This is a genomic window from Crossiella sp. CA198 (assembly GCF_052078295.1).
Taxonomy (GTDB): Bacteria; Actinomycetota; Actinomycetes; order Mycobacteriales; family Pseudonocardiaceae; genus Crossiella.
Window position 1 is genome coordinate 72,873 of sequence record NZ_JBQJIM010000011.1, and the last position, 12,989, is coordinate 85,861.

Annotated in this window: 16 protein-coding genes; 8 read left to right on the plus strand and 8 right to left on the minus strand. The window is 71.2% G+C overall.

Going from position 1 to position 12,989, the window contains the following annotated elements; all coding sequences use genetic code 11:
* Nucleotides 1-82 precede the first annotated feature (82 nt).
* From secG to cutA, 3 genes are all read left to right on the plus strand, one after another.
* Nucleotides 83-331: a preprotein translocase subunit SecG gene (gene secG, locus ACTOWY_RS19470; protein WP_185003601.1), complete on the plus strand. Its 249-nt coding sequence runs from the start codon at nt 83-85 to the stop codon at nt 329-331.
* A 115-nt stretch (nt 332-446) separates the two neighbouring features.
* On the plus strand, nt 447-791 hold the full coding sequence (locus tag ACTOWY_RS19475) for an RNA polymerase-binding protein RbpA (protein WP_185003602.1): 345 nt from the start codon (nt 447-449) through the stop codon (nt 789-791).
* A gap of 171 nt (nt 792-962) precedes the next feature.
* A complete protein-coding gene (gene cutA, locus ACTOWY_RS19480; RefSeq protein ID WP_441311065.1) occupies nt 963-1,277 on the plus strand; it encodes a divalent-cation tolerance protein CutA in 315 nt (104 codons plus the stop codon).
* Here cutA and ACTOWY_RS19485 read toward each other — a convergent pair.
* Together ACTOWY_RS19485 and ACTOWY_RS19490 are read right to left on the minus strand one after the other, a co-directional pair.
* A complete protein-coding gene (locus ACTOWY_RS19485; RefSeq protein ID WP_441311066.1) occupies nt 1,244-2,128 on the minus strand; it encodes an alpha/beta fold hydrolase in 885 nt (294 codons plus the stop codon). The genes cutA and ACTOWY_RS19485 overlap by 34 nt on opposite strands.
* Before the next feature lie 85 nt (nt 2,129-2,213).
* On the minus strand, nt 2,214-3,590 hold the full coding sequence (locus ACTOWY_RS19490) for a sensor histidine kinase (RefSeq protein WP_441311276.1): 1,377 nt from the start codon (nt 3,588-3,590) through the stop codon (nt 2,214-2,216).
* Nucleotides 3,591-4,124: 534 nt separating this feature from the next.
* Between ACTOWY_RS19490 and ACTOWY_RS19495 the strand changes: the two genes are divergently transcribed.
* Genes ACTOWY_RS19495 through ACTOWY_RS19505 form a run of 3 tightly spaced genes read left to right on the plus strand, consistent with a single transcriptional unit; the run spans nt 4,125 to nt 5,999 of the window.
* The gene (locus ACTOWY_RS19495) at nt 4,125-4,574 is read left to right on the plus strand and encodes a YbaB/EbfC family nucleoid-associated protein (protein ID WP_441311067.1); all 450 of its coding nucleotides are present in this window, start codon (nt 4,125-4,127) and stop codon (nt 4,572-4,574) included.
* Between the two features lie 49 nt (nt 4,575-4,623).
* Nucleotides 4,624-4,932, plus strand: a complete 309-nt coding sequence (locus tag ACTOWY_RS19500; protein ID WP_441311068.1) for a type VII secretion target — start codon at nt 4,624-4,626, stop codon at nt 4,930-4,932.
* Nucleotides 4,933-4,940: 8 nt separating this feature from the next.
* Entirely contained in the window at nt 4,941-5,999 is a 1,059-nt protein-coding gene (locus ACTOWY_RS19505; protein ID WP_441311069.1) for a WXG100 family type VII secretion target, read from the plus strand.
* 40 nt (nt 6,000-6,039) lie between these two features.
* Here ACTOWY_RS19505 and ACTOWY_RS19510 read toward each other — a convergent pair whose 3' ends face one another.
* Complete coding sequence (locus ACTOWY_RS19510) at nt 6,040-6,567, minus strand: hypothetical protein (protein ID WP_441311070.1); 528 nt, start codon at nt 6,565-6,567, stop codon at nt 6,040-6,042.
* A gap of 153 nt (nt 6,568-6,720) precedes the next feature.
* Between ACTOWY_RS19510 and ACTOWY_RS19515 the strand changes: the two genes are divergently transcribed.
* Complete coding sequence (locus ACTOWY_RS19515) at nt 6,721-7,203, plus strand: DUF5994 family protein (protein WP_441311071.1); 483 nt, start codon at nt 6,721-6,723, stop codon at nt 7,201-7,203.
* A 193-nt stretch (nt 7,204-7,396) separates the two neighbouring features.
* Here the strand turns inward: ACTOWY_RS19515 and pgl are convergent, their stop codons facing one another.
* Nucleotides 7,397-8,170 carry a 6-phosphogluconolactonase gene (gene pgl, locus ACTOWY_RS19520; RefSeq protein WP_441311072.1) on the minus strand — a complete coding sequence of 258 codons (774 nt, stop codon included), beginning with the start codon at nt 8,168-8,170 and terminating at the stop codon, nt 7,397-7,399.
* An 88-nt stretch (nt 8,171-8,258) separates the two neighbouring features.
* Between pgl and ACTOWY_RS19525 the strand changes: the two genes are divergently transcribed.
* Nucleotides 8,259-9,329 (plus strand): isoaspartyl peptidase/L-asparaginase family protein, encoded by a 1,071-nt coding sequence (locus ACTOWY_RS19525; protein WP_441311073.1) that lies wholly within the window; start codon nt 8,259-8,261, stop codon nt 9,327-9,329.
* 12 nt (nt 9,330-9,341) lie between these two features.
* On the opposite strand, the gene ACTOWY_RS19530 is transcribed toward ACTOWY_RS19525, so the two are convergent.
* The 4 genes from ACTOWY_RS19530 to ACTOWY_RS19545 are packed head-to-tail and all read right to left on the minus strand — an operon-like array spanning nt 9,342 to nt 12,960.
* The gene (locus ACTOWY_RS19530) at nt 9,342-9,968 is read right to left on the minus strand and encodes an FKBP-type peptidyl-prolyl cis-trans isomerase (RefSeq protein ID WP_441311074.1); all 627 of its coding nucleotides are present in this window, start codon (nt 9,966-9,968) and stop codon (nt 9,342-9,344) included.
* A 42-nt stretch (nt 9,969-10,010) separates the two neighbouring features.
* Nucleotides 10,011-10,559: a TlpA family protein disulfide reductase gene (locus tag ACTOWY_RS19535; RefSeq protein WP_441311075.1), complete on the minus strand. Its 549-nt coding sequence runs from the start codon at nt 10,557-10,559 to the stop codon at nt 10,011-10,013.
* Nucleotides 10,556-10,975: a hypothetical protein gene (locus tag ACTOWY_RS19540; protein ID WP_247763407.1), complete on the minus strand. Its 420-nt coding sequence runs from the start codon at nt 10,973-10,975 to the stop codon at nt 10,556-10,558. Before ACTOWY_RS19540 ends, ACTOWY_RS19535 begins: the two co-directional genes overlap by 4 nt.
* The gene (locus ACTOWY_RS19545) at nt 10,957-12,960 is read right to left on the minus strand and encodes a M6 family metalloprotease domain-containing protein (RefSeq protein ID WP_441311076.1); all 2,004 of its coding nucleotides are present in this window, start codon (nt 12,958-12,960) and stop codon (nt 10,957-10,959) included. The genes ACTOWY_RS19540 and ACTOWY_RS19545 overlap by 19 nt, the downstream gene beginning before the upstream one ends.
* Nucleotides 12,961-12,989 lie beyond the last annotated feature (29 nt).

The following is a 12,989-nucleotide window of genomic DNA, read 5'->3' on the forward strand; positions in this document are numbered from 1 at the left end:
ACGGCAATGATCCGGAGGGCGGTCCAAGTCGGCCGCCCTTACCGGTACTCTGTGACGTCTACCGCGGTACGGCGAGGATGAGATGAAGCTGACTCTTCAGATTGTGTTGATCGTGGCCAGCGTGGTGCTGGTGCTCCTGGTGCTGCTGCACCGTGGCCGGGGCGGCGGGCTTTCCTCGCTCTTCGGCGGCGGCATGCAGTCGAGCCTGTCCGGCTCAAGTGTGGTGGAGAAGAACCTGGACCGGCTCACGCTGTTCTTCGGCGCGGTCTGGTTGATCTCCATCATCGGTGTCGGCCTGTTGATGAAGCTCGCCCCAGCAGCGGCAACCTGAGCTGAGGGAACCGGATCCGGGCCTCGGCCGTTCCAACGGTTGACAGTCCGGATCCGGACTTGACAAGTGAACACAGGCACCAGGGGCAAATACATGACGGGGGAAGTGAGGGTCGATGGCTGGCGGTAACGCGATCCGCGGCACCCGAGTCGGTGCTGGCCCGATGGGCGAGTCCGAACGAGGTGAATCGGCGCCGAGGCAACGGGTGGCCTACTTCTGTGCCAACGGGCACGAGGTCCGGCCGTCCTTCGCCTTGGAGGCCGAGGTACCGGAGAGCTGGGACTGCCCGCGCTGCGGGCTCCCGGCAGGTCGCAACGAGCAGGCGCCTCCGGCCGCGCCGCGCAACGAGCCCTACAAGACTCACCTGGCCTACGTGAAGGAGCGCCGCTCCGACGCCGACGGCCAGGCGATCCTGGAGGAAGCCCTAGCGCGGCTGCGGGCCCAGCGCGGCGAGGCCTGACACTCGGCCTGAGAAGCAGCACGACTTGTGGTACGGCCGTGTGGGGCACGGCCGGTTCGAAGCAGGCCGCGATGTCGGAAGCGGCCGGTGGCAGGGGTCAGTAAGACGACCGGCCCGGAGGCCGCCCGCCTCCGGGCCGTCTGCCGTCCCGGGCTCGGTACCGTGCCTGCCATGGCCGAGCACCTGATCGTCACCACCACCCTGGACACCCCCGGGGCCGCGCACGCCCTGGCCGCCGCCGTGGTCGAGGCCCGGCTGGCGGCCTGCGTGCAGATCCTGCCCGTCACCAGCGTCTACCGCTGGCACGGCGCCATCCAGTCCGACCCCGAATGGCGCCTGGAGTGCAAGACCAGCGCCGACCGCCTGGACGCCCTGCTCGCCGAACTGCGGGCCCGGCACAGCTACGAGGAACCCGAACTCATCGCCACCCCCATCGTCGCCGGATCCCCGGGCTACCTGGACTGGGTGATCGCGGAAACCCGCTGAGCCGACCCGGTGAAGGCGGCCACCGCGCCGAAGAACGCGACCGGTTCCTCCAGGTGCCCGAAGTGGCCGCTGTGCTCCAGCAGCACCAGGTGCGCGGTGGGGATGCCGGCGGCCAGCTCCCTGGCCCAGCGCGGGCCGCAGATGAAATCGTGCCTGCCCACCAGGACCAGGGTCGGGGTGTGGATGACATCCAGGTCATCGCGCACGTCCCAGGTCTCCGGGCGGCGGTCCGGGTCGTGCGTGGCGTCCAGGGTGTCCAGCCAGCCGGAGAGGTCGATGGCCGGGTAGTCGGCGAAGTACAGCGGCAGGATGGCGGCCAGGTAGGCGCGGAAGGAGGCGTCGTCGGTGATGGCGGTCTGGCCGAAGGCCGCGGCGGCGCGCTCGGTGTAGCGGTCGCCGGGATGGGCGGCCAGGTGGGCCTGGACGCCCTGGGCGACCTCCGCGTCGAAGTCGGGGGTGTTCATGGTGGGGGCGCCGTCGTAGAGGATCAGCCCGGTCAGGCGTTCCGGGTGGTCCAGGGCGTATTGCAGGCCGACGAAGGCGCCGTGCGAATGGCCGAGGAAGTACACCTCGGGGCCGCCCAGGTGATCGATCACGCCGTCGACGAATTCGGCGTAGCGGCGCACGGTGTACCGGCCGCCGGGCAGCAGGTCGCTCCGGCCGGTGCCCACCGGCTCCAGGTAGACCACGGTCAGGTGGCGCTCCAGCTCGGGCATCCGCAGGTACTCCCAGTGGATGCCGGGTCCGCCGGAGTGCACCAGGCAGAGCGGGCCCGCGCCCGCCACGTGGTAGCGCAGGCGGATGCCGCCGACCTCGATCAGGTGCGATCCGGGGGACAGGACGTCGGTCATGGGCCCAAGCATGAGCCGACCGCGTGCCATCGGACCGCCCTGACCTGGGCTTGTCACCGCGAGGCAGGAATCCCTGCCCCCGTTGTCACTGTGCTGACAGGTGCAGTTCCGCTGGACTGGGTTCCCGCGGCCGGGGATGGCGCAGCATCGCCAGGTGCTCGGCCGAGGCCAGCGCGGACTGCCCGGTCGCGGCGGAATGGGTGCTCCGCCGGGCGGTGACCGGCAGGGGCGCCGGAGCCGCGGTGACCGGGGCCGACGGCGCGGGGCCGTCCGCCGGAGCAGCAGGGGAGGAGACCGGAACCGGGCCAGCGGGGGCCGGTGCGGCCAGGTTCTCCGCGGTGAGCGGGAAACTGGCGTGCACCACGTACCCGCCGTCCTCGGTCGGCTGCGCGGTGAGCGTGCCACCGAGCATCGCCGCCCGCTCGCGCAGGCCCATCAGCCCGTGCCCGCCAGGCGGCAGCGGCGCGAGACCGTCCGAACCACGCGGGCACGCGTTGCGCACCTCCACGTGCAGGCTGCCGCCCGCCAGGCCCAGGTGCACCGTGACCGGCGCGCCCGAGGCGTGTTTGCCGATGTTGGTCAGCGCCTCCTGCACGGTCCGGTACACCGCGCAGCCCAGCTGCGGGGACACCGGACCCGGCATCGGGCCCATGGTCAGCGTGGTCGGCAGGCCGCTGTCGGCGACCAGTTCCGGCACGTCCGCCAGGGTCGGCTGGGCCGCCTCGCAGTCCAGGGTGGAGGAGCGCAGCAGGCCGACCAGGTTGCGCAGTTCCTCCAGGGTGCGGTTGGACAGCCTGCGGATGGTCAGCGCGATCTCCCGGGAATCCGGGTCCTCGGCCACCACCTGCAGCGCGCCTGCCTGGATCGCGATCAGCGTGACCTGGTGCGAGACCACGTCGTGCATCTCGCGGGCCAGCCGGGTCCGCTCCTCGGCGCGCACCGCGTGGTCGTGCAGCTTCTGCTGCCGTTCCCGCCCGGCAGCCAGTTCGGTGAGCCTGCCGGTCAGCTCGCAGCGGGCCCGCACCAGCTGGCCCACCGCGATCGGCGCGCCAGCCAGCAACGCCGCGTACAGCGCGCGCAGGAACGCCTCGTGCACGGCGACATCCGGGAACAACTGCATCGGGCCCAGGGTCAGGCAACCGCCGAAGGCCAGCAGCCCGCAGCCGATGAGCTGCCAGTCCAGGCGACGTGCCCGCGCCACCGAGTACAGCGCCACCATCGCAGCCAGCACGGTGAAACCCACCACCAGGCCGGGAATGGTCAGCAGCAGCGCGGTGCGCGGGAACTCCCTGCGGAACAGCAGTGCCAGACAGGCCAGCACCGGCAGCAGGAACGTGTAGTGCGTCGAGGGTGTCGTGTTGACCACGACATCCAGTCCCGCCAGGGCGATCAGGGCCAGGTCGGTCAGTGTGCGCCGCAGGCAGCGCAGCCCGTCCGGCCCGCGGTCGCCGCGGGTCTCCATGCTCACGTTTGTCCCAGGGGCGGCCTGACGCAAGCCGAGCCCGGACAAGCTCTTCGTGACCAGAGCAGCACCTCCGAGTCACCCGTCCGATCGACCCCACCGTACGGCAGCCTGCTGCCAAAAAACAGGGCCAGTTGACAAGTCTGTCCAGCTTGTCATGATCCTGCTGCAACTGACTCCCCAGACAGCCTGCGGGGTTGTCAAAACTTGTCAGATTGACCGAGTCAGTCGTGACTACGCAGCGTGTTCCCAGTTCGGCCGCTCGACGGGATCGTTGCTCCGAACGTGGGCGTGTCATCAGTTTGACAACTTTGAACCATGTGTCCGGCCATCGAACGGTCCAGTCAAGCCCGCCGTTGACCGCCGAAATGGTACAGACCACTACATCCGGTGGCGGTGTCCGGGAAATTGCCACACAGTTACGGCCGTCCGAGGGAACCGGTAGGCCGCCTGCCCAGTCTGACCGGGGGAGGGCAAGGCAGGGGGGCGAGTGAAAGGTGAATGTTTGTGGACCCCGAAGCGTGGGTAGCGCGCATGGAACGCGAGAACCGTGCCCGGCTGGCGGCGGTGGACGCCGTTTCCGGTGAGCTGCAACAGCTCAGCGGGCGCGCCAGCACCCCTGACGGGAAAATCAGCGTCGAGGTGCACGTCAACGGGTCACTCAAGGACGTGCAGATCCACCCCTCGCTGGTGGACGCCTCGCTGCGCAACCTCGGCCAGCTGCTGGTGCAGCTCGCCCAGCAGGCCCAGGCGCAGGCGGGCAGGCAGCTGGAGGAGGTGGTAACACCGCTGTTCGGCGACGCCACCCAGACCATGGCCATGCTGCGCGGCTACCTGCCGCCCGCCGAGGACGAGGACGCCGCGACCCAACCGGGCCAGCAACGGCCGGAACCGAACACCCCGCCGCGCCCGTCCCAGCAACCGCGGCGGCGGCCGGGCGGGGATGACGACGAGGACGACTTCGGCGGCCCGATCCTGCGCTAACGGGATCGAGGACCGACGGCAGGCAGGGCGAGCACTGGGGAAGTGGGTTATGACGGCTGACAAGTTCACCACCAAGAGCGCGGAGCTGGAGCGGTACGCCGCCACCCTCGCGCGCATCGGCGAAGGCCTGTCCAGGCAAGCGGGCAACGCGGCGAACATCCAGCTCGGCCAGGAGGCCTACGGGATCATCGGCATGCGGTTCGCCGGAGACCTCAACAAGCAGGCCAGCGAGGCCAGGGCGAAGATCGAGGACGGCGCGCAGGGCCTGCAGGACGTGGCGAAATCGCTCAAGGACGCCGCGCTGACCTACCAGGACGCGGAGGACGCGGTGCGCGACTCCTTCGACGGGAAGAAGTGAACTGACCCATGGAGTGGTTTCCCAACTTCGACGGCGCGACCAAGTCCCTGGACGGCTCGGGCGCCATCGGCAGCACCGCGGAGACGGTCTCGGCGCTGGTGCAGGGCGAGTTCCCGGAGGCGGGCGCGTCCGCGGCCGGACTGGCCTTCGACGCGGTCGGCGTGGCCATGGACCCCTTCGGCTCGCTGCTGGAGGCGGGCATCGGCTGGGCCATGGAGCACATCGGCCCGCTCAAGGAATGCCTGGACTACATCAGCGGTGACGACGGCGAGGTCAAGAAGGGCGTGCTGGCCTGGCACAACGTGTCCAAGGACCTCACCGACCTGGCCACCGACACCCGCACCGAGCTGAACGCGCAGATCGGCGGCTGGAGCGGCGACGCGCAGCAGGCCTTCAGCGAGCAGATGACCATCGTCAACGACAGCCTGCTGGCCATCAGCGCCGAAGCCAAGGCCACCTCGGAGGCCGCGGGCGGCCTGGGCGAGGCGATGGCGATCGTGCGCGCGATCGTCCGCGACACCATCTCCATCGTGGTCGCCGAGATCATCAAGGCCATGGTCGCGGCCGGCCTGACCGCCTTCTTCACCTTCGGCGCCTCGATCGCGGCCGGGGTGTCCTGGGTGATCGCCAGGGTCGGCATGGCCGTCTCGAAGATCATGAAGTACTTCACCAAGTTCCTGCGCCTGTGCTCGGGCGTGAACCGGGTGCTCTCCACCATGATCCAGAACATGGCCAAGGCGGCCAGCAAGATCAAGGGCCTCGGCGGCCTCGGCAAATACAGCCGCAGTGGGTTCGACCTGTCCAAGAGCGTGAGCAAGACCAACCAGAGCATGCTGCGCGGACTCAGAGGCAACCGGGGCGACCAGATACCCAGGCTGGACGGGCTGAAGGACGACTACGGGCAGGCCGCCGACTATGGCAAACGAGTCGGCGCGGAGGCAGGCAAGGAATACCTGTGGCAGGCCCCGATCAAGGTGGGCCTGGAGGGCGGCAAGACCTGGGCGAAAGACGACTTCAACCCGGAGAACATCGAGGAGAACGAGAAGAAGGGCTGGTGGGAGAAGTAACTCCCACTGTGCTCTGGTGACCCGGTCCACACGGACCGGGTCACCGCTGGTCTCGCCCGTAGAACCGCCGCGCCCGCCGCCACCCGGCCGGGTTGATCCGCCGGGCCAGCGCGGGCCCGAACCGGCGCGAGCCGCCCAGCGCCAGCAGCAGCCCGCCGATCACCAAGAAGGCGATCCGCAGCCCCCACCGCGGACCCCGCGGCGCGGGCGGGGCGGTGGCGAGTTCGGTACGGCCCCAGAACCCGGGGAAAGGCTTGCGGCCCCACACCTCGATGCCCTGGGCGGCCTGGTCGCGTTCGGCGCGGGTCACGCTCAGCAGTGCGCGTTCGGCGCCGCGGTCATCCCAGGTCACGGTGACCGCGCAGACCCCGGAGGCGCAGGGTTCGGCCAGGGTGGCGCGGCCGTGCGCCGGGGCGGGTTCGGCGCGGAAGGTCAGCGCGCACAGGGCGAGCAGGGCCAGGCCGAGGACGCCGGCGAGCACCCGGCTGACGATGATGGTGACGTAGGCCAGCCGCGGGAAACGGCGGAACCGCTGTTCGTGGTCGGGATGCGCGCCCGGGTATCGCATGAGGACAACCCTGTCACGGCCGGTTCCTGGGGTGCTCTGGGGCGTAGGGTCGGGGCTGGCGGGGACGTCGCGCGCGCCGGCAACCGAGCCGGCGCCGTTTCCGGCGTACACCGACACCGGCCGCGCGCCGCGGCCGGAGACGGGACCACCGGCATGCGCTCGGACCTGAGTCACCATTCCCCGCTCACCCCCAGCGCCGCCCGGCGTGCGCTCCGGCTCCGGCTCAAGCCGCGGGAATCGGCGGTGGGTCTCCTGGACGGCGGCTGGTGGCCGCATACGGGGTGCCTGGCCGTGGAGTTGCCGCCGTTGCTGGAACTGCTCGCGGTGCGGCTGGGGCCGATCGGGCGGGTGGTGTTCAACCCGGAGGCGTTCCGGCCCGCGCCGCGGCGGGTGCTCGCCGGCGGCTGGCCGGTGGTGCTGCGGCGGTCGGCGACCCTGGACCCGGCGATGGTCCTGGTGCTGGGGCGGGCCGGGGGCGGGTTGCGGTTGCTGGTGGTGCCGCCCTCGGTGGCCGAGGAGGCCGGGCGGCGGGTGCTGCTGCGGGCGGCCGGGCGGGAGAACATCGACAGCCCGGCCGAGTTGCTGGCGCCGCGGGCCTGGCTGCGGCTGGTGGTGCCGAGGCAGCGCCAAGGCTGAGCGGACCGGGACGGCGGCGGGCGGCGCTGGCGGGCCTGGCATCGCGGGTCGGCGCGGCGCTGCTGGCCGACGGGTGGTCGCCGGGTGGCGAAGCGGGTCTGCGCGGCGGACTGGCGGGCGGATGCCGGGTGGCGAAGCCGATCGGTCGGCGGCGGTGCCGGATCAGCGGGTGGTGGCTGGGCGACAGCCCGGGTCAGACCTTCGGCGGCAGGAATCCGGCGGGCATCTGGGCGGCGGCGGCCGGGTCCAGCAGCCACAGCGTGCGCTCCGTGCCCCGGGCCCCGGCCGCCGGGATCGCCACCTCGTCGCCCTCGGCCAGGGCCTGCGCCACCGGGCCCGCTTTGCCGTCGCCGGTGGTCATCAGCCACACCTCGCGGGAAGTCCGGATCGCGGGCAGGGTGAGGCTGATCCGGGTGGGCGGGGGCTTGGGGCAGTCGCGGACCGCGACCACGGTGCGGCTGGCCTCCTGCACGGCGGGGGAATCCGGGAAAATCGACGCCGTGTGGCCCTCCTCGCCGACGCCGAGCAGGCACACGTCGAAGGCGGGCACCGCGCCGTAGGGCACCGCGTTCTTGGCCAGGATCTCGGCGTAGGCCTCGGCGGCGGCGTCCGGGTTGTCGCCGAAGCGGCCGTCGCTGGGTTCCATCGCGTGCACCCGGGCGGAGTCCAGGGGGATGTGGTCCAGCAGGGCGGTCCTGGCCTGGGTCTCGTTGCGGTCCGGGTGGCCCGCGGGCAGGAAACGCTCGTCGCCCCAGTACAGGTCCACCCGGCTCCAGTCGACGGCGTCGCGGGCCGGCAGGTCGCGCACGTGTTCCAGGACCGCGTTGCCGGTGCGGCCGCCGGTGAGCACCAGACTGGCGGCGCCCTGACCGGCCTGGGCGTCGACCAGGGCGGTGACCAGGCGGGCGGCGACCGCCGCGGCGAGCAGGTCCGGACTGGCGTGCACGACTACCCGCGGCTGGCTCATGGTCAGACATTCTGGCCTATCGGCCGGTGGCGCCGCCTGCCCGCTCGCCCTAGGCAGGACGCACAGTCTGTCTAGGAGGGACTTCGTCATGCGAGGACGAACCATCGTGCTGCTGACCGCCGCCGCCCTGCTGCTGGTCGGCCCGCAGAGCAGCGCCCTGCCCGAGCCGCCCGCGCCCGAACCCGCCGAGGTGGACGCGCGCGGACCGGCCCCGGACGCGCGGAACGTGGTGCTGGCCGTGCACGGCGGCGCGGGCGGCGGCCTGGTCCGCAAGGACACCAGCCCCGAGGTGGAGCGCGCCTACCGGGACGGCCTGACCGCGGCCTTGCGGGCCGGGCAGAAAGTGTTGCGGGACAAGGGGAACAGCGTGGACGCGGTGGAGGCCGCGGTGAAGGTCCTGGAAGACAACCCGTTGTTCAACGCGGGCAAGGGCGCGGTGTTCACCGAGGACGCCGGGCACGAGCTGGACGCCTCGATCATGCGCGGGAAGGACCTGGCCGCCGGGGCGGTCGCCGGGGTGCGCAGCGTGCGCAACCCGATCTCCGCGGCCCGCCTGGTGATGGAGAAGTCCAAGCACGTGCTGCTGTCCGGGGAGGGCGCGGACGATTTCGCCGCCCGCAATGGCCTGCCCACGGTCACCCAGGACTACTACTGGACCCAGGCCCGCTGGGACTCGCTGATGAAGGCCAAGAACCCGGCCACCCGCGACCTGGCCGACCCCCAAGCACACGGCACGGTCGGCGCGGTCGCCCTGGACCGGGCCCGCGACCTGGCCGCGGCGACCTCCACCGGCGGGCTGAACAACAAGATGACCGGCCGGATCGGCGACTCGCCGGTGATCGGCGCGGGCACCTACGCGCGCAACGACACCGCCGCGATCAGCGCGACCGGCGCCGGTGAGGTGTTCATCCGGGGCTCGGCCGCGGGCACCATCTCGAACCTGGTTGAGTTCGGGCGGCGTTCACTGGCCGAGTCCGCCTTCGAGGTGGTGGTCAAGCGGCTGCCCGCGCTCGGCGGCACCGGCGGCGTGATCGCGCTCAACCGGGCGGGCGAGTTCGACGCGCCGCACAGCACGCCGGGCATGCTGCACGGCTACCTGACCGCGGATGGCCGGGTCGTCACCAAGGTGTTCCTGGACGAGACCCCGGCCAACCGCTGAGTCAGGAGCTGATCAGGACCCGGCGCCCGGGGTGATCTTGATCAGGTCGACCACGAAGATCAGGGTCTCGTTCGGCCCGATGTCGCCCTTGCCCGCCGGGCCGTAACCCAGGTCCGGCGGGACCACCAGCACCCGGCGGGAGCCGGCCTTCTGGCCGATCATGCCCTGGTCCCAGCCCGGGATGACCCGGCCGGCGCCGATCGGCGTGCTGAAGCTCTGCCCGCCGTCGTAGGAGGACTGCTTGAAGGCGCGGTCGGAGAAGGTGGTCAGGTGGTAGTGCGCCTCGACCGTGTCACCGGCCTTCAGCCCGGCGCCGGCGCCAGGGGTGATGTCCTTGGACAGCAGGGTGGTGGGCGCCGAGCAGTCGGTCGGCACGGTCACCTTGGGCTTGGCGTTGGGCGCGCCCTCAAGCTTGAACGCGTCGATGGCGCAGGGCGCGCCCGCGGGCTTGCCCGCTGCGCTGGTGGCGGCCGCGGAGCTGGTGGCCGAGGCCGCGGACGGGGTCGTGTTGGCCTTGGCCAGCTCTTCCAGTCCGGCAGGCGCCTCGCTGGGGGTGCAGCCGGCGACCAGCAGGCCGAGCGCGGTCACCGCGCCCGCGGCCAGCAGGCGGGCCCGGGAGATCGTCAGAGAAAGGGACACGGCACGAAGCCTAGACGGCCCGGTGTGGTGCGCGCCGCCTACTCAGCCGACCAACTGCCGCAGTGCGTCCCCGACGGCGTTCGCCGAGGTCAGTCCCTTGATCAGGGTGCCGCCGGGGGCCACCACGGCGAGCAGTGGCGGTTCGGCCAGCGCGTAGCTACGGCCGATCGTCTGCTGCTGGTCGTCCTGCCCGACCGGGTAGGGCACCTGGTGTTTGTCCAGGTAGCCGCGCAGATCGGTTTCGGTGTCCCGGGCGGCCACGCCGAGGAAGACCACCTTGTCCTTGTACTGGGTGGCGAGTTCGGTGAGTTTGGCCTGCTCGCTGCCGCATTTGGCGCACCAGGAGCTGAAGAACACCACGACGAGTGGCCGGTCTTTCCACAGCGCCGAGGCGGTGACCTTGGTGCCGTCGGTGAGCGGCACGGTGAAGTCCGGCGCGGAGGAGGCTTCCCCGGGTGGTGCCCGGAAGGTCACCCCTGGGGGCAGCGGTCCGGGCAGCGCCGAGGACCCGCCGCGCACCGGGGCCGGTGGCGGAGCGGGGGTGCAGGCGGCCAGGAGCAGGGCGAGCAGCAGGACCAGGGGGGCTCTCACGTGGTCAATCCCACCAGGGGCGCCTGCTCGCCCAGGTTCGGGTCGCGGGCCAGTTCGATCGGCGGCAGGTCGCCGACGTGCAGCCGGTAGCCCGTGGCGGCCGGGACCGTCACGGTGAACTCCAGCTGGCAGAAGGTCGGTTCGCGGGGCACCTTCAGCGGTTCGTCGATGGCCTTGACCGCCTTGCCCGGCGGCAGTTTCCCGTCGGCGAGCTGCTTGCCCTCGGCGTCCAGGACCCGGAATCCGGCGTTGGGGTGGATGGCCTGGTAGGCGCCGGTGCCCGAGCAGTCGCCGCCGACCTCGCGCATCGCCCCGTCCCGGACCAGGAGTTTCACCGGCAGGCCGGTGGCGGCGGGCGTGCTCGCGCAGCCCGCCGCCACCAGCGCCGTGAGCAGGATCAGGACAGGACGGTGCACGTCGCCGTCGCGGTCTTGCCCGGGTCGGACTCGGACACCGCGGTCAGCTTCACCGTGGCGGCCTCGATCTGTTGCGCGGTGGTGCGTTCCACGTTCACCGCCACGTCGACCTTCTCGCCGAATTTGGCGGTGGCCAGGGAGTTGGGCAGCTGGACCTGCCAGCCCGCGCCGCTGACCTCGGCCTTGAGCCGGTAGACGTCCGAACGCAGGTGCGCGGCCGGGTTGCCACTGGCCTTGCCGGTGTTGGTCAGCGGGAAGGAGCAGGCGGTGGCGCCGCGGCGGCCGACCCAGCCGGTGCGCGCGTTGCCCAGGGCCACCCCTCGGGTGTGCGCGCCCGCGCCGTCCAGGGAACGGACCGCGACGGTGTAGGAGAGCACGCCCTTGTTGTCCCGCTTGATGTCCAGGACGTAGAAGTGCAGCCGGTTGTGCGTGTCGGTGTACTCATAGATCGACTTGGATCCGGTGCCCGCCTTGAGCAACGCGTCGGCGAGCTGGCGCGGGTCGCCGATGGTCACCTTCACCGGCGTGCCGTCCGGCTTGTAGTAGTCGACCAGGTTGATGTCCTGCGGGTTGGCGTCGACCACCCACTTGAACGGGGCGGCGTCGGCGTTCTTCGTCTTGGCCAGCAGCACACCGCTGTCCGGGGTGAAGGAGTCCGACCCCATCCGGTCCACGACCTCCAGGGTGTAGTTCTGGTAGCCGCGGCCGTCGCAGAGCGGATCACGGGCCTGACTGCACGCGGGGGCCTTGTCCCCACCCGGCATGACCACGTTGATCCCGGCCAGTCCGGTGGGGCCGGGCTGCACCGAGCGGGCGGTCACCGTGGCCACCGCCAGTCCGGAGGTGGTCAGTGTGCCCCGGTCCAGCCGCAGCACGTTGGCCTCGTCCACGATGCCGAGCTTCATCTTGTTGCGCAGCATGTGCTGCGCGCCCATGGACGCCCCGGCCATCGGCGGGATGAACCAGCGGGTGTGCGTGCCGCCTGGACCGTTGAAGGTGCCGCGGCTGAGCATGTCCCACGGTCCGCTGTAGGCGCGCACCGGCGGATTGCCGAACGGGTTGTTGTAGTTGTCGCCGATGCCCAGGATGTGGCTGAACTCGTGCGCGTACACGCTCTGCCCCGAGCTTTCCGCCTGGGTGGAGGAGCCGCCGCCGGCATTCGGCCAGATGGAGGCCGCGGCCTTCCACGAGGTCCACTCCACGTAACGGGTCTTGGCCCAGTTCGGCAGGTTGGGGTCGGGCGGACCGAAGGAGTCCGGCACGTCCTCCTTCTTCTCGAACATCATCGGCCCGAACTCCTGCCAGGTCCCGGACTCGTCCTGGCCCGCGGAGAGGAAGAAGACGAAGTCGAAGCCCTTGGGCACCTCGGTGCCGACATCCTTGCGCCAGGCCGCGCCCGCGTCGGTGCGCAGGTCCTTGTTACAGCTGGACCCGGCCGGGCAGGCCCCGGAACCCTGGAACTCCATCGCGTACTCGTAGGACTTGCCGGGCAGCCGGTACGCGCCGAAGGCCTTGAGGTCAACGCCGAAGCGCCCGCCGGAGTCCTCCATCCAGTACTCGTTGATGGTGTGCCCGTTGTTGACCTTGCCGGGCTTGTTGAGGAAGTCCTGGTAGAACTGCGCCACCTGGGCCCGCGGGATGTTGTTGGCCAGGTTGGTGGGGTTGCCGAACACGGTGGACTTCGGCGGCTGGGTGACCGCGAACTCCTGGTCCGGGTAGTCGACGAGGACGAGCGCGCCCTTGAACATCCGCTTGGTCGGCTTGAGCGCCGGGTTCGCCCAGTCGGTGCCCGGCGGCTTCTTGTAGTCCGACCACGTCATGTCAGCGGGGTTCTCCCACTGCTGCGGGTCGATCGGCGCGAGCGAGGCCGGTGCGCCCCAGTCCGCCGGTGCGGCGGAGGCCATGCCCGCCATGGACACCGACAGCGCGGCGGCCAGTGCGAGGGCCCCGGTGCGCGAGACCCGGAAACGGCGACGTAGCTGCATGACCTGGGATCCTAGGAACCCCGGCGGGC